Here is a 15,530-nt window from a genome sequence, read left to right as displayed (position 1 = left end):
CAGCGTTCGTCCTGAGCCAGGATCAAACTCTCTTTAAAATAAATCGAATTTGAATACTTATTCAACACCGTGAATAAGTTTCCTTAGCGTCACAAATTGACTTTGCTAGCTTGTTTCTTACTTTTTTTGGAAACATCTTTTTGTTTCCTGTCCTATGAATTGATTGGTGAAACATCTGTTTCATCGCTTTTTCATCTTCGTTTTGTTCAGTTTTCAAAGGTCATAATTTGCCGCATTTTTGAAAAGCAACTGGCTTTTTGCGACTTTTAAATCATATCATCTAAACGCTTGCCTGTCAACATTTTTTTGAATTAATTTAATTTCAAAAACAATTGATTAGTAGCGCCGAAAACTAATATATCAATTTTAAATGAAGATGTCAACAAGTTTATGCATAAAAATGCGAGAAAATATTTTTTTCACCATTTCTAAGGCAAACTAGGCTTTAAAATCCCCTTTTCCGCATAAAAATTAATCATTTTATGCAAAACAAAAATCACCTATTTTTAAAATAGGTGATTTTATTTTTTATTTTTCGCTTTACATTCAGGACATAACCCATAAACTTCTAAACGATGTTTGTTAATTTCATACCCTGTAACATGGGAGGCAAAATGCTCGACTTCATCTAGACCTGGATAATGGAAATCAACAATCTTTCCACATTCATCGCATATAGCATGATAATGGTTAGAAGTAGAAAAATCAAATCGGCTTGAAGCGTCGCCATATGATAATTCCTTAATTAATCCTGCATCTCTAAATACGCGTAAGTTATTGTAGACTGTTGCAACACTCATATTTGGAAAATCACCTTCAAGTGCCTTGTATATTTCGTCGGCAGTTGGATGAATATGTGAATTAATTAAGAACTCAAGTATAGCATGACGTTGAGGAGTAATTCGTACTCCTGACTGTTTTAGAATATCTATTGACTCTTTTAAATGAGTGTTAGACACCGTCATGCACTCCTTCCTTTAAATGATAACTTTCTTATATTTTAACGGAAATGTTCATAAGCTGTCAATACAACGATTTAATATCCTCTATTTAAGTTGATTTCATTCTGCACGGTTTTGCCTGCTTTAAACTTCTCTAGACTATCAAGCCAGATTTCCATGCTGCGATTAATATATTGATCGGTATGTCCAGATACGTGTGGGGTCATTGTGACATTTGTAGCTGTCCAAATCGGGCTTTCAGTCGCCAGCGGTTCCTCGGGGTAGACGTCGAGATAGAAATGGCGAATGGTTTTTTCAGCGATGACTTTTTCTAAAATGGCGCTTTCTATAGCGTTTCCACGACCGATGTTGATGAATACGGCGCTCTTCGGCAAAATATGGAAGAAGTCTTCATCATAGACGCCTGTCGTTTCTTTTGTTTTTGGTAGCACAGAAACGAAATAGTCAGCGGCGCGAATTACTTGTTTTAAGTCACGCATGGCGAAAGTTTTGTCAAAACCTTCTACTGGGTGGCCGGTTGTATTTAGTCCTACCGTTTGCATGCCAAACATTTTGGCGAATTTTGCGATTTGTGAGCCGATTGCTCCTGCGCCAGCAACGACGATTTTCTTATTGCCGAGCTCAACGACAGGGTGGGAAAACGCCCACTCTTTCTTTTTTTGAGCTTCATAAAAGTGTTGTAATTGCTTCACGTCATGCAACAAATAGCTCAGCACAAATTCTGCCATCGGGACAGCGTGAATGCCGCGAACATTTGACACTAAAATATTTTTTTCTAGAATAGCTTGCTTAGGTAAGCCGTCAACGCCCGCAGAAAAGACCATAATCCACTTTAGTGCGCTAGCTGCTTCAATAATTTCTGCTGTGATGTCACCGCCATATGTCACGATGCAGTCCACTTCATTAAGTTCCTTAAAGTTCTTTATTTCTTTTTCGTAATAAAATATATCGTTTGGATATGCTTCTTGCTGTTTTACTTGCCAATCTTCCGGTATCGTTAGCGTATATAAGATTTTCAAACAGCCCAGCCCCCTTTCTACTCTTTTAGTTTATGCTTTTTTTGAAAAAACGGCAATTAAGTTGTTCTTTCATGTTGCTGTTTTAAATTATTTCGCATAAAATGGACTAGATAAGCGGGATTCCGCGAAATTCAAAGGAGATGTCTAGATGGATCATTCAAAATCAGATGCTATACATAAGGAAGCAAAAAAACATATTGTTGGCGGCGTTAATAGTCCAAGTCGTTCGTACAAGGGCGTTGGTGGCGGTGTGCCGATTACGATGGAGCGAGCAGAAGGGGCTTATTTTTATGATGTGGACGGGAATAAATATATTGATTACTTAGCGGCTTTTGGCCCCATTATTACCGGCCATGCACACCCACACATTACAAAGGCGATTACAAAGGCTGCAGAAACTGGGGTTTTATATGGTACGCCAACTGTGCATGAAATTACATTTGCGAAAATGTTAAAAGAAGCGATTCCTTCTATGGAAAAGGTGCGCTTTACCAATTCTGGTACGGAAGCTGTCATGACAACGGTTCGTGTTGCTCGCGCCTATACTGGCCGAGATAAGATTATTAAATTCGGCGGGTCTTATCACGGACACTTCGATCTCGTTTTGGTGGAAGCGGGTTCTGGACCTTCAACACTAGGCACGCCTGATTCTGCTGGTGTGACAGAAGCGACAGCCAAAGAAGTCATTACCGTTCCTTTTAACAACGTCGAAGCTTTTAAAGAAGCTCTTGATGTTTGGGGCGATCAGGTGGCAGCGGTGCTTGTGGAGCCGATTGTCGGGAATTTCGGGATTGTCGGGCCAGAACCAGGATTTTTGAAAAAAGTAAATGAGCTGACTCATGCGGCGGGTGCGCTCGTGATTTATGATGAAGTGATTACGGCATTTCGCTTTATGTACGGCGGGGCGCAAGATTTGCTCCAAGTGAAACCGGATTTGACAGCGCTTGGAAAAATTATTGGCGGCGGCTTGCCGATTGGGGCGTATGGCGGGCGCTTGGATATTATGGAAACTGTAGCACCGCTTGGTCCGGCTTATCAAGCTGGCACACACGCTGGAAATCCCGCTTCCATTCTATCTGGCATTGCCTGCCTAGAAGTTTTACAAGAAGAAGGACTTTATGATCGTTTTGAAAAATACGGATCTAAATTGAAAAATGGTATTTTAAATGCTGCTGCAAAACACGGCATTACAATTACGATTAACCAAATTGTTGGGGCGCTGACGGTATTTTTCACCGATAAAACTGTGCGGAACTATGCAGATGCTGAACAAACTGACGGCGAACAATTTAGTCGTTTCTTTAAACTTATGCGTGAGGAAGGTATCTTACTGGCGGCATCGAAATACGAGGCTTGGTTTATTACAACGGCCCATACTGAAGCAGATATCGACGACACAATTGCGGCAACAGAGCGTGTATTTGCCATTATGGCCTCCGAAAAATGATTTTTATGTTACAAAATGAAAAATATGGTTATAATAAAGGTATTAAAAGATAAAAATCGCCCATTAGAAAGGAATCACCTACCATGAAATTTGGAGCTAGAATATTAAAAACTGGTATTGCTATAAGTTTAGCTTTATTTATTGCCGAACTTTTCCAGTCCCCCTCTCCTTCGCTGGCAGGAATTTCCGCCATATTTGCGATTCAACCGTCCATTTACCGCTCGTACCGAACTATTTTAGAGCGCGCGCAAGGAAATGTGATTGGTGCCATCATTGCCATTGTTTTTGGTCTATACATTGGAAATGACTTCATTTTGATTGGCGTAGCTTCCGTTATTTGTGTGGCGCTACTTCTGCAATTAAAACTAGAAAATACGATTGGCCTTGCTCTTGTAACACTTGTTATTGTCATGGATTCACCCGGAAATGACTTCCTTGAAATCGCCTTAATTCGTTTTGGTACAATCATGCTAGGGCTTGTTGCAGCATTTATCGTCAACTTAATTTTCATTCCACCAAAATATGAAGTGGCTTTGTATCAGCAAATTTACAATACGAACAATGAGATTATTAAATGGATCCGCTTAAATTTACGCCATGCCGCTGATTTTCCTTTACTAAAAAAAGATATGAACTGGATGCAGAAACAAATTGGGCAAATTCGTAATCAATATGAGCTTTATAAAGAAGAAAGAACTTTTTTAAAGCGAAATTCTGTTTCTAAAGGGCGTAAAATTGCTATCTACCGGCAAATGATTCTCTGCTCACAAAAAGGCTATGAACTTTTAAAAATTCAAAATCGCTACGAAAATGATTATTTACAACTTAATCCTGAAAAACAAGAGGTCATCAGACAGCAAATTGACTTTTTAGTAGATAAACATGAACAACTTCTACTCACATACATTGACCGCGTTGCCGTTGATACAGATTACTTGGAAGACCATTTGGCGCAAGATCCGAAAGAATTAATGGATTTATTTTTAAATGAAATGAAATCGGATGACCCGGAAAACAACACAGATGAGTATCACTTAATGCGCATTATCGCTTGCGTTTTTGCCTATCAGGAAGCAATCGACTATTTAGAAAAACTCATTCATAGTTTTAAAATCCGCCATACGGATGAGAATAAAATTGATATTAGTGTGACGGAAGAGTAATGGATAAAAAGCATAAATCTAGTAACACTACCATTTAGGTAATGGACTTTACTAGATTTATGCTTATTTTTATCCGCTTTATTTTACTTGGAATCACATACTTATTAGCCATGTAAAGCGAACAAAAAGACGCCAAAAAAAAGACGTTGCCCAAACCTTATTAACAAACAGGTTTAGGCAAATGCGTCTTTTTTTCAACGGTATTCTTTGTACTTTTCATACCAAATATCAATATAGTCCTTCGAAAAAGGTCCTTTTTTATCCAAAATCCAGTGACTCAAAATATCTACGTTATTGCGTAAAATTCGGTCGATGGCATCAGGATATTTCATTTGGCGACGATGCTGCTCGTATTCACCTTCATCAAGTAAATGGAAACGTCCGTCAGGAAAAACTTTAATATCTAAGTCATAATCAATATACTTTAACGCTTCCTCATCGACCGCAAAAGGCGTTCCTAGATTACAATAATGGTACAGGCCATCTTCCCGTATCATTGAAATCACATTAAACCAATAATCGCTATGAAAATAGCAAATTGATGGCTCTCTCGTTACCCATTTTCGCCCGTCAGATTCCACGACAAGTGTATGATCATTTCCCCCGATAATAACATTTTCCGTTGCTTTTAGCACAACTGTTTTTTTCCAAGTACGATGAAGTTTACCGTTGTGTTTGTAGCTCTTAATCTGGATAATTTCTTTCTCTTTTGGCAAGTACATACACACTTTCCTACTTTCTTCATGTACTAGAAGCTGTTATTCACAAATCATTATAACATAACAAAACAACGCAAAAAACAATAAACTACGGAAAATCATCTTTTTTGATTAAAAAAGTAAAATCCGTGCAGAAAGTTCCATTTAAAGTGGGAAAATCATTTTTATTTGAGCTTATACGAGTAATGTCCGTCCACCATCAACCACAATCGTCTGCCCGCGAATCATATCTGCATGGCTGCTCGCAAGAAACATGACTGTGCTGACTAAATCTTGAAGCTCCACCATGCGCCCCGCCGGAGTCCTACTAATCGCATCTTCGATTAACTCCGCTTTATTCGGAAAATGTTCCAGCGCGTCCGTTTCAATCAAGCCACCTGAAACCGTGTTAACTGCTATTCCGTAAGGCGCAAGCTCAACCGCCAAGTAACGCGTGAGCGATTCAACCGCCGCCTTAGAAACGCCAACAGTCGTATAATTATCCAAATAACGAATCGAACCAATTGAGCTTAACCCAATGATTTTCCCGCCGCCAGTTTCCTGCATCATCTTAGCCGCTTCTTGACTAGCGAACAAAAAGGCACGCGCATTAATATTCATCGTCCAGTCCCAGTGCGTTTGTTCAAGCTCCATCAGCGGTTTCAAGACGCCGCTAGCCGCATTGCTCACAAAAAGGTCAAGTCGTCCAAACGTCGCTTTAATTTCAGCAAACATCGCGCGCGTTTTTTCAACATCGCCAATATTCGCACGGAAAAGCTCACATTTTCTGCCAAGTTTTTCAATTTCCGCCTGCACCTCTTCGGCTTTTTTACGACTCCGCGCAAAATTTACCGCCACATCATATCCTTCTTTTGCAAGCTGAATCGCGATTTCACGACCAAGCCCGCGACTACTTCCAGTCACTAAAGCTACTTTATTCATTCCAAATCCCCTTTTCTCTCAATAAAACTTTGCCACATTTTTTGGTATGGCACGGGAAACGCAAGCCGCTGCATCTCCTCTTCTGAAACAAATTTCACCTTGTCTTCTGGCTTACCGCCAGTAAGTTTAGCCGTCAAAACGTCCACTTCCCACACCAAATGCGAAAAAATATGCTTCACATGCGGTAGCGATTCTTGAAGTTCAACTTCTAAACCATATTTTTTTAGGAAAGCAAGTTTTACCATTTCACTATTGGCATTTGCTTTTACTTCCACAGTTGGAAACTGCCATAAATTGGCTAGCAGTCCTTCTGACGGGCGCTGTTCAACTAAAATGCGGTCATTTTGCCGGACAACAATTGCCAGCAGATGAATTTTTTTCGACTTCACTTTTTTTATTTTAACTGGATAGTCCAGTTCCTTCCCATTTTTGTGCGCTGAACAAAACGGTTGCAGTGGGCAAAGTAGGCACATTGGCTTTTTCGGTGTGCAAACTAACGCGCCAATTTCCATTAAGCCTTGGTTGAAAGACGCAGGATCAATTGGGTCAATTAAATCATACAGCACCGTTTCAAAAATCTTTCGCGTACTTGGTTTCATAATGTCCGCATCAATTTCGCATACGCGCGACATGACACGCATAACATTCCCATCAATTGCGGGTTCCGCTTTCTGATAGGCGATACTTAAAATTGCGCCGGCAGTATATGGGCCAACCCCTTTTAGACTTAAAATGTCCTTTAACGTGTCTGGCACTATTCCCTCATGTTCTTCAACAACTTGACGCATCGCCGCCTGCAAATTGCGGACACGTGAATAATAACCGAGCCCCTCCCAAATTTTAAGAATCGCATTTTCATCTGCATAAGCAAAGTCTTCCATCGTTTCAAATTGCGTCATAAATCGCGTGAAATAAGGGATAACCGTGTCCACCCGCGTTTGTTGTAGCATGATTTCTGACACCCAAATCCGGTACGGGTCAGTGTTCTCACGCCAGGGAAGTATCCGTTTATTGGCTAAGTACCAATCGATTAGCGCTTGTCTGAAAGCTTCAGTTTGTTTTTTATCAAAGTATGTATTTGTCATTCGTTCACCTAAATTTCTCATAAAATTCTAATGCTCCGCACTTTCGATGTGTAGTATAATGAAAACATGGGAATAGATTAATGGTTAAGCTTTTTCTATTATACAGAAGCTAGCTTTTTTTGAACAGCACTCTGCTTGTAAAGGCTTAGCTGACAGAGTAGTAATTACTCACCCACACACTTTAGTCGCAGGAAGATGCCGCTTGGTTTGTTAAGTGACTCTTTCTAACTTCTTGGAGGAGGAAAGCATTTGGACACAGGCACACATGTTGTTATGGGGATTGCACTTGGGGCTCTCGCAACAATTGACCCTGTAGTTGCAAGTAGTACTCATGCTACAATGGGTATCATGGCAGCAACAATTATTGGTTCTCAAATTCCTGATATTGACACTGTATTAAAACTTAAAAACAATGCGGATTATATTCGTAATCACCGGGGGATTACACATTCCCTTCCGATGCTCGCGATTTGGCCGCTCTTAATTTCAACTGTACTTTACTTTATTTTTCCGGCAGCAACATTTTTACACTTGCTCTTATGGAGCTTTATAGCAGTCGGGTTACACATTTTCGTCGATATTTTTAATGCATACGGGACGCAAGCGGTTCGACCATTTAAAGACACTTGGGTCGCATTTGGTTTCATCAACACATTTGATTGGTTTATTTTTGGATCACATGTCGTTGCGATTATCATCTGGCTACTCGGTGCTCCTGCTGGTCCAACATTCTTTACGCTTTACGGAATCCTCGCGCTTTATTATGTCGCACGCGCAGTTACACAGCACATGATTAAACATGCCGTCAAGAATTTAATTCCTGATGCCGAAGAAATCATCATCGCTTCAACGATTCATTTCTTCCAGTGGCGTGTCGCTGTGACAACGAAAGAACATTATTATGTGGGACGTGCTTTCAAACGAAACATTTCAGTTTATGAAAAGTTTGATCGCTTACCCGTTCCAAATAATGAAATCATTCGTTCTGCGAAACAAGATAAAAACTTGGCCGCTTTTGTCTCCTTTTCAAAAGTGTATAACTGGAGAATCGAAGAAAAGTTAGATGCCACGTATGTCACGTTTACGGATTTGAGATACCGTAGCAACGGGCACTATCCGTTTGTTGCCGTTGTTCGTCTAGACGATGATATGAATATCTTATCATCTTACACGGGCTGGATTTTCTCTGATGAAAAACTTCAGAAGAAACTCACCCCAGTAGCTGTGTAACTTTAACCTCATAAACAAACCCCAGCTGTTACAATAACAGCTGGGATTTTTATTTAAAATTTATTTACCAGTACTCCCAACACCACCAGCGCGTGACTCATTTGTCACATCGTCCACGTCAGCAACGAGATATTTTGTGAAAATACCTTGGGCAATTCGCTCACCTTGTTCAATTTTAACACTAGCTTCGCCAATGTTTCGCATCGCAATTCCAATGTTTCCGTCATTCGAAGGATTCCCGTAATAAGATGCATCAATGATTCCTGTGTTATTTGATAAATTAAGTCCGCGTTTAATTCCAATCGAGGAACGCACGTAAACACTTAACACCTCATCAGCTTGCATGTAGGTCTTCACGTCTGTCCAGAAAACGTGCTGGCTCCCCGGGTGTAGTGTCACTTCTTCATTGGAGAAAAAGTCATACCCAGCTGACCCTTTATCTGAGCGAACGGGCAGTGTAATCGTTTGATTCAAAAATACTCGATTAGCATCCTTGACAACTTCAAAACCTCTTATTTTCATTTAAACTCTCCTTTATTTTCTCGAACTCACATGATGAAGCACAGCTCCGTGGCGTTCAATTTGTTGTTTGACATATTCATAAGCATATTCAGGTCCGCGGTACGGATAACCTGCTTTCGCATAAGAACTTTCAAAATCCGACCAAAGCATTTCCACCCAAAAGAGCGCTTTTTCTTTGTCTAAACTCGGATTTTTCGCTTGAAGCAATTGTACGAGTTCTTCTACATATTCATTCAATCTTGCTCCACCTCTTCAAAATCAATTTCATTTTCGGCTAGATAAGTTTGTATTGTATCATATTGAAAGCCTTTTTGCATGAGTGACTGAATGGTTTTTTGTTTCGCCTTCTTCGGACCAAGTCGTTTATTTTTCCGCATCAGCTTTTCAAGCTCTGCACCGAGAATTGCTTCGTCACTATTTTCATCTAAATCCGCTGTTGCGATGGCTGCCGCTTCTTTTGCAAGCTCGACGGTATAGCCTTTTTGCATTAAATCGGTCACAATTTTTTGTGTTAAAATTTTACGTGATGTCCGCTTGCCGCGGCGCGCAATTTTTGCTGCTTCTTTATTCGCGTTTTCTAATTGCATATCACTTGTATAAAACGGAAGTGTTTCGGCAATGAGTTCGCGCGTGATGCCTTTTTCAATGAGTTCGCGTTCAATTTTACCTTTTCCTTTTGTTGTCGTTTTCATTTGCGTTCTAATATACAGTTTCGCGAACTCGGCGTCATCTAAATAGTTCATTTCCACCAATTTTTGAATGACACTCGAAATATGTGCTTCTGAAATTTCCTGTTTTTTCAAATAGTCACGCACTTCTTTTTCTGACCGAACGCGGTGCGCTAAAAATTGAATGGCTTTATTTAAGCCTTTACGGACTTCATCTTCCTCGACGATTTTATCTATTAATTCATTGGTTAGCGGCATTTCTTTTTTTAGTTGAAATTTCACTAATACGGCTTCGTCTACACTGAATAAATAGTTTTCATCTACAAAAATGTTGTAACGTTCTTTGTTTTTTTGTTGGGCTTGAATCGCAGTTATTTTCATCAAAAAACCTCCTCTTCCATTGTATCACAGTTTTTATTTGAAGAAAGTGGGAATAGAACTAAGTAAAGAGGTGAGCCGATTATGAAAATTTTAATTGCCGGCGGAACTGGTTTCGTCGGGCGCCATTTAACGCATGACTTTGAAAAGACGATGGATGATATTTATATTTTGACGCGCGGCAACCAAGCCGATTATGCGAATGTCCATTTTATTAACTGGCTAACAGATGAAACCCCGCTTCCTGATTTAAAAGAACACGTTTTTGATGCGGTTATCAATTTAGCTGGTGTTAGTTTAGCCGACGGGCGCTACACGGAAGAACGAAAACGCGCCATTGTTTCGAGTCGCGTGGAAGCAACAGCCGCACTCCTAGCAATTGTTCGCAAAATGAATGTCCGACCAAAAGTATGGATTAATGCGAGCGCAATTGGCGTCTATCCTTCTTCTAAAACTGCCATTTATAGCGATTCCGAAGAAACACCTATGAGCCGTACCTTTTTAGCACGCACTGTTCACGAGTGGGAAGAAACGGCGATAAAAGCCGAACAATACGGCATTCGTGTTGCATTCGCCCGCTTTGGCCTCATTTTAGGAACAGACGGCGGTGCGTTTCCGATTTTCGAAAAAGCCTTCCGAAATTTCTTCGGTGGACGCTTCGGCAGCGGAAAACAATGGTATTCTTGGATCCACATTGACGACGTTATCTCTGCTATCCGCTTCATCATTCAAAAGGAAGAACTAGATGGCGCCATCAATTTGGTCGCTCCGCACCCCGTCCAAGAGAAAAAATTCGCCGAGCTACTTGGGAAGAAATTACATCGTCCGTACAAAACTCCCGTTCCTAAAAGAGCCATTAGACTCGCACTTGCGGATAAAGCTGCGATGATTTTAGATAGTCAACGCGTGTATCCAGATAAACTACTCGCCCATCATTTCGAGTTCACATTTAACACGCTAGAAGAAGCTTTGGACGATTTAATAAATGAAGAGGCGTAGCGCTTTGCTACGCCTCTTTATTATTCTTCGAACTCAGAAAGCGGGACTTCTAAAATTATTTGATTGTGGGATAATTGGCGTTTTTTCCCTACTAGAAGCATGAGTTGTAACATTGTAAAGGCAATGGAACTCCGTTTTCGGTAGGCGACAAATTTTTGCACCCAGACGTTGACGTATTTTGCCTTGTAGTTTCTAAGCCCTTTAAATCCGTAGAAACCTTGACTGTAGCGGTAAACAAGTCCCGCCATACGTTCGCCGAGAAACGCGTATTTGGATTCGCCGACATTGGCGAGTGGCGCCATCCCCATATTGAAAACTTGATAGCCATTTTCTTTCGCATCTTCAAACAAATTGATGAAGAGGAAATCCATAATACCTGATGGTGCTTCTTTGCCGTAGCGCATTAAATCAATCGAGGAAAGTTCATCGTTATAAGCAGGCATCATGGACGCAAAGGCGATGATTTTTCCAGCTTCATTTCTAGCAACCGCAACCCCCGCTTGTTCTAAATAATAGGTGTCGAAAAAGCCTAGAGAAAAACCTTTTTCCGTACGACCGTCTAGCCATTCATTGGATATTTTACGCAGCGTATTCCAAACATCAGAGCTAAACGGCGCTTCGAGAATCTCAAATTGATAGCCTTCGCGTTCAAATTTGTTCATTAAAGCGCGCTCCCCCTTTTTCTTTTTCCCAGAAAGAGAGAAGTTGGTGACATCAACGTAACCTTCCTCGCCTAGTTTAATAAAGTCAAAACCAATTTCGTGTAAGTATGGCAACATGTCCCCGCGGACTTCATAAAATACGGGGCGATAGCCGAACAAATCCGCTTTCTCAAGCAGTTCTAAAATGGCCGCATCACGCCGATTTGGATCCCCCGTAGGTTCGCCCATAATCACCATTTTATCGGCGATAATTCGGAAGCCAAAAAGGACGTCGCCATCTTGTGCCCAAAATAGCAATTTGTCGCGCAGAAACATGGTGTGGCTTACTTCATTGCCGCCCCACTTCTCTAAATGGGCGCGCACTTTTTCGGCTTCAAAAGGGCTGCCAAATTTTTCCTCGGATTGCGAGAAATAAATGTAGATGGCTACTAGGCAGATGACCGCGATGAGCATGCCGATGAAGCCGGTTACCCACACGTGTTCAGACGCAATTTCCAAGTATTCCGGAATTTGCTTTTTATGTTGGATGTTCGGCGAATTGTAAATACCGATGATAACATATCCGGCTAGGCAGGCAATAAAGATGACCGCATCCATGATGATTTTACTCCACGTGTACACAAATTTTTCACGGTAAAATTCTTTTCTCGCTAAATACACGCACAGCAAAATGATGCCAAGGAAAATCGCTTGTTTGATGGAAAATACACGCGCCAAGGTGTTGAAAATCGCGCAGCCTAGTATGATAATCGTTGTGATGTAGGCTTTTTTCGTTTTGCTTTCAATAGCTCGACCTAGGCCAAGCAGCAGAAAACCAAACGCGACGTTTGTAACCTGGGAGATGAACAGAAAACCAAAAGGCATGAGTTTATACAAAAATGGGACGTGGTAGATCGCAAATGGTGCAACAGAAGAAATAACGAGCAGTAAACCGCTGAAATAAACGAAAATAATAAGGAAACGATGCGCTAGTTTTTGTAAAAATAGAAAGGGTAAATTTTCTAAATAATCGTTAAATCGTTTGCCGGCTTTTTGTACGAAGAAAAATAAGCCTGCGATAAATGGGACAATGTAGTAAAAGATTCGGTAAAACAACAACCACACGAGTGCCAGTTCTTCTGAAACGCCTAGCTGCCCGAGGCCGTAAAGCATGACTAAATCAAATGTGCCGACACCGCCTGGAACCATTGAAATAATCCCAATAACAGAAGCGATGACGAAAAGTGGAAATACTTTCATCAAATCGACTGGTTCATTCATTAAAAAGCCAATGATGACAAAACAACCAAATGCAAAGCCCCATTCTAAAAGCGATGCAGAAATTAATGTCAACTCACGTTTTAGCGGCAAGTCTTCAAACAGCGACTTGCTTTTCCATTTGGTGACTGTAAATAAAATCGGAAAATAAAGTCCGCCGCCAAGAAGCCACGGCCAGTAGCTGATAAAATGATTCGCAAAATTTGGAATGGCCAGTGTTGTAAGGCCAATTAAACAGTAAATGGATAGTCCAGAAACTAAAAATAATGCTATTTTTGAAATCGCAAGTAAAATTTCTTTGTGTGATGCATTTTTCCCGTAAAAACTAGCGCGTAAAGAAGCGCCCAAAACGCCGCCAAAACCACCAATATTGGTGAATGTATTTGTAATCCAGCCTGAGGAGACAACGTGCATCGCTGAAAATTTCCCCGGTAAAAGTTTGACGATGACAAAATCATAAATAAGCATCGGCGTTACGGCAACTAGCCCGACAATGACCATAATAAAAATACTCTCCGGGCTTTGTGAAGTTAAATTTTGCTTGAGTGAGCTATAATCGACGGTCGTTAAAATGTTGATGACCTCGTAAATGACGAATAACATAATAAGAGAAACAAAGACGATTTTGACAATCTTACTATTTCTCTGGAAAAAATCATAGGCTTGTAGTAATTTTTCTTTCATTTCCATTCTCCTTCGCTTGTCAAAGAATTAACGCTTTCTTTTCCCAATTCGTTTTCGAAGCGTTGGTACGCTATACATCACAATAACGCCCAAACAACCACTTAAGGTGTTTAAAATCACATCGTCTATATCCGTTGAACGACCAGTTGGTAGCATAATACCATCAAAACCGGTAATCAGTGTTGTTTGTGCAAATTGAACGAGCTCAACCGTACAAGATGTAAGAAATACAACTAAAATGGCCATGCTTGCCCTTTTACAAATTTTAAAATAAAGTAAAAAGAAAGAAAGTGGTGCAAGAAGCAAAGCATTTCCTACAATTTGAATGATTGTCGGCATTGTCGGTAAAGTTTGTCTAACCGTATTTTCGATTGTTGTAAAAGGCTTGAGGTTAATCATATCCGTTTGAATGTAAAAATTCCCTATGTAAGTACTGCTAACAAAATCCCCCAAAGCAATGTACATAACAAGATGGTGTAATACAAACACGTATAAAATAAAAACAATAAACCAAACAAAATCAATACTCGTCTTTAAAACAGCTTTTTTTGTTAAAATAAAAGTAATGATAAGTAAAAACAATCCATTTGCGGCTGAATTAATGAGCTCGGGTCTGCTCCCAAATTGGAGCGCTAGTGTAATCCCGTACCCGAGATATAAAATCGGAAGGCAAAGGACAAGATATTTTAAATTTCGTGCTTGCATTAAAAAGGTTCACGCCTTCCAAATTTTTTCTATACGTCTAGTGTAGCAGATAGGTCCCTTCTTGAAAAGCGTTCCCACGTATATTCTAGCTTACATTTTTGCAAGCCTAAAATTAATTAAAAAATCTAGTTGACCTTGACGTAACGTTAAGGTTTACAATATGAATACGGAGGTGGTTGGAATTGGAATACACAATTCAAAAGGTGGCGAAACTAGCTGGTGTAAGTGCACGTACACTACGCTATTATGACGAGATTGGGCTTTTAAAACCGGCAAGGCTCTCGACAAGTGGCTACCGAATATACGGGCAACGGGAGCTTGATTTGCTACAACAAATTTTGTTCTATCGTGAGATGGATCTGGCTCTTCCTGAAATTAAAGCGCTCGTCACGGACCCTACTTTTCAGCCAAAAGAGGCTCTAAAAAGTCACCGGCAGGAACTCCTTCGTAAAAAAGAACGACTTGATGCGTTGATTCGAAATGTCGAGAAAACGCTTGAAAACATGGAAGGAATGGTGAACATGTCTGACAAAGAAAAATTTGAAGGATTTAAGAAAGATTTAATTGAAAAAAATGAAGCAAAGTACGGCGATGAAATTCGTGAAAAATACGGCGACGAAACGGTCGATGCGAGCAATGCGAAAATGATGAACCTTTCGGAAGATGATTTTGCGAAGATGGAGGCGTTAAATGACAAGCTATTTGACTTGTTGGAACGCGTAAAAACGGATGCGACCTTGCAGGAAGACATCTATTTGGCTCATAAAGAATGGCTCTCCTTCTCTTGGCCAGATTATTCGGAAGAAGCACACATTGGTCTTGTGAACATGTATGTGGACGACGATCGCTTTAAAGCTTACTATGACAACCGCGGCGGAGCTGGAACTGCCGAACGACTTCGCGATGCTGTCATGGCTTCACTTTAGGAAAAAATCCCACTTTCAGTTTGAAAGTGGGATTTTTGGTGTCTTAACGCTTTTTATGGTATCTTTTGTATAGTAAACTTTATGGAGGATTTTATATGGCAAAAAAATCAACGGATAAAAAACTGCTCATTAAAATTTCGGTGGCAGTTGTGCTCGGACTTTTAGCTTTTGATGCGATTATTA

At 40.4% G+C, this 15,530-nt stretch carries 15 protein-coding genes; 5 read left to right on the top strand and 10 right to left on the bottom strand.

Annotated features, from left to right (window positions below):
* Positions 1-521: 521 nt before the first annotated feature.
* On the bottom strand, positions 522-965 hold the full coding sequence (perR, locus tag CFS04_RS12030) for a peroxide-responsive transcriptional repressor PerR (RefSeq protein WP_088810928.1): 444 nt from the start codon (positions 963-965) through the stop codon (positions 522-524).
* 71 nt (positions 966-1,036) lie between these two features.
* A complete protein-coding gene (locus tag CFS04_RS12025; RefSeq protein ID WP_088810927.1) occupies positions 1,037-1,981 on the bottom strand; it encodes an NAD(P)-dependent oxidoreductase in 945 nt (314 codons plus the stop codon).
* Between the two features lie 148 nt (positions 1,982-2,129).
* Between CFS04_RS12025 and CFS04_RS12020 the strand changes: the two genes are divergently transcribed.
* Positions 2,130-3,428, top strand: a complete 1,299-nt coding sequence (locus CFS04_RS12020; RefSeq protein ID WP_088810926.1) for a glutamate-1-semialdehyde 2,1-aminomutase — start codon at positions 2,130-2,132, stop codon at positions 3,426-3,428.
* Between the two features lie 83 nt (positions 3,429-3,511).
* Positions 3,512-4,591: an aromatic acid exporter family protein gene (locus tag CFS04_RS12015; protein ID WP_088810925.1), complete on the top strand. Its 1,080-nt coding sequence runs from the start codon at positions 3,512-3,514 to the stop codon at positions 4,589-4,591.
* A gap of 194 nt (positions 4,592-4,785) precedes the next feature.
* Here CFS04_RS12015 and CFS04_RS12010 read toward each other — a convergent pair whose 3' ends face one another.
* The 3 genes from CFS04_RS12010 to mutY form a co-directional block, all read right to left on the bottom strand.
* Complete coding sequence (locus CFS04_RS12010; protein ID WP_088810924.1) at positions 4,786-5,313, bottom strand: DUF402 domain-containing protein; 528 nt, start codon at positions 5,311-5,313, stop codon at positions 4,786-4,788.
* Positions 5,314-5,484: 171 nt separating this feature from the next.
* Positions 5,485-6,231 (bottom strand): enoyl-[acyl-carrier-protein] reductase FabL, encoded by a 747-nt coding sequence (gene fabL, locus CFS04_RS12005; RefSeq protein ID WP_088810923.1) that lies wholly within the window; start codon positions 6,229-6,231, stop codon positions 5,485-5,487.
* Positions 6,228-7,316: an A/G-specific adenine glycosylase gene (mutY, locus tag CFS04_RS12000; RefSeq protein WP_088810937.1), complete on the bottom strand. Its 1,089-nt coding sequence runs from the start codon at positions 7,314-7,316 to the stop codon at positions 6,228-6,230. Before mutY ends, fabL begins: the two co-directional genes overlap by 4 nt.
* Before the next feature lie 249 nt (positions 7,317-7,565).
* On the opposite strand from mutY, the gene CFS04_RS11995 reads away from it, so the two are divergent.
* Positions 7,566-8,546 (top strand): metal-dependent hydrolase, encoded by a 981-nt coding sequence (locus CFS04_RS11995; protein WP_088810922.1) that lies wholly within the window; start codon positions 7,566-7,568, stop codon positions 8,544-8,546.
* 60 nt (positions 8,547-8,606) lie between these two features.
* Here CFS04_RS11995 and CFS04_RS11990 read toward each other — a convergent pair whose 3' ends face one another.
* The 3 genes from CFS04_RS11990 to recX are packed head-to-tail and all read right to left on the bottom strand — an operon-like array spanning position 8,607 to position 10,117.
* The gene (locus CFS04_RS11990) at positions 8,607-9,068 is read right to left on the bottom strand and encodes a dUTPase (protein ID WP_088810921.1); all 462 of its coding nucleotides are present in this window, start codon (positions 9,066-9,068) and stop codon (positions 8,607-8,609) included.
* Positions 9,069-9,080: 12 nt separating this feature from the next.
* On the bottom strand, positions 9,081-9,305 hold the full coding sequence (locus tag CFS04_RS11985) for a YfhJ family protein (RefSeq protein ID WP_088810920.1): 225 nt from the start codon (positions 9,303-9,305) through the stop codon (positions 9,081-9,083).
* A complete protein-coding gene (gene recX / locus CFS04_RS11980) occupies positions 9,302-10,117 on the bottom strand; it encodes a recombination regulator RecX (RefSeq protein ID WP_088810919.1) in 816 nt (271 codons plus the stop codon). Before recX ends, CFS04_RS11985 begins: the two co-directional genes overlap by 4 nt.
* An 81-nt stretch (positions 10,118-10,198) precedes the next feature.
* Here recX and CFS04_RS11975 point away from each other — a divergent pair, with 81 nt between their 5' ends.
* Positions 10,199-11,113 (top strand): TIGR01777 family oxidoreductase, encoded by a 915-nt coding sequence (locus CFS04_RS11975; protein ID WP_088810918.1) that lies wholly within the window; start codon positions 10,199-10,201, stop codon positions 11,111-11,113.
* Between the two features lie 20 nt (positions 11,114-11,133).
* Here CFS04_RS11975 and mprF read toward each other — a convergent pair whose 3' ends face one another.
* Positions 11,134-13,716: a bifunctional lysylphosphatidylglycerol flippase/synthetase MprF gene (gene mprF / locus CFS04_RS11970; RefSeq protein ID WP_088810917.1), complete on the bottom strand. Its 2,583-nt coding sequence runs from the start codon at positions 13,714-13,716 to the stop codon at positions 11,134-11,136.
* Between the two features lie 27 nt (positions 13,717-13,743).
* On the bottom strand, positions 13,744-14,421 hold the full coding sequence (locus CFS04_RS11965; RefSeq protein WP_088810916.1) for a VanZ family protein: 678 nt from the start codon (positions 14,419-14,421) through the stop codon (positions 13,744-13,746).
* 182 nt (positions 14,422-14,603) lie between these two features.
* Here CFS04_RS11965 and CFS04_RS11960 point away from each other — a divergent pair, with 182 nt between their 5' ends.
* On the top strand, positions 14,604-15,347 hold the full coding sequence (locus CFS04_RS11960) for a MerR family transcriptional regulator (RefSeq protein ID WP_088810915.1): 744 nt from the start codon (positions 14,604-14,606) through the stop codon (positions 15,345-15,347).
* Positions 15,348-15,530: the final 183 nt, after the last annotated feature.

Source organism: Listeria sp. ILCC796, assembly GCF_900186175.1.
Classification (GTDB): Bacteria; Bacillota; Bacilli; order Lactobacillales; family Listeriaceae; genus Listeria; species Listeria goaensis.
The sequence above is the reverse complement of the archived record's forward strand: the minus strand, read 5'-3'. Positions and strand labels throughout refer to the sequence as shown.

Excerpts from the sequence above, each read along its gene's own strand:
- CFS04_RS11965 (WP_088810916.1), bottom strand. The coding sequence starts at position 14,421 with ATGCAAGCACGAAATTTAAAATATCTTGTCCTTTGCCTTCCGATTTTA.
- CFS04_RS11975 (WP_088810918.1), top strand. The coding sequence starts at position 10,199 with ATGAAAATTTTAATTGCCGGCGGAACTGGTTTCGTCGGGCGCCATTTA.
- CFS04_RS12010 (WP_088810924.1), bottom strand. The coding sequence starts at position 5,313 with ATGTACTTGCCAAAAGAGAAAGAAATTATCCAGATTAAGAGCTACAAA.
- mprF (WP_088810917.1), bottom strand. The coding sequence starts at position 13,716 with ATGAAAGAAAAATTACTACAAGCCTATGATTTTTTCCAGAGAAATAGT.
- fabL (WP_088810923.1), bottom strand. The coding sequence starts at position 6,231 with ATGAATAAAGTAGCTTTAGTGACTGGAAGTAGTCGCGGGCTTGGTCGT.
- mutY (WP_088810937.1), bottom strand. The coding sequence starts at position 7,316 with ATGACAAATACATACTTTGATAAAAAACAAACTGAAGCTTTCAGACAA.
- CFS04_RS12015 (WP_088810925.1), top strand. The coding sequence starts at position 3,512 with ATGAAATTTGGAGCTAGAATATTAAAAACTGGTATTGCTATAAGTTTA.
- CFS04_RS11990 (WP_088810921.1), bottom strand. The coding sequence starts at position 9,068 with ATGAAAATAAGAGGTTTTGAAGTTGTCAAGGATGCTAATCGAGTATTT.
- recX (WP_088810919.1), bottom strand. The coding sequence starts at position 10,117 with ATGAAAATAACTGCGATTCAAGCCCAACAAAAAAACAAAGAACGTTAC.
- perR (WP_088810928.1), bottom strand. The coding sequence starts at position 965 with ATGACGGTGTCTAACACTCATTTAAAAGAGTCAATAGATATTCTAAAA.
- CFS04_RS12020 (WP_088810926.1), top strand. The coding sequence starts at position 2,130 with ATGGATCATTCAAAATCAGATGCTATACATAAGGAAGCAAAAAAACAT.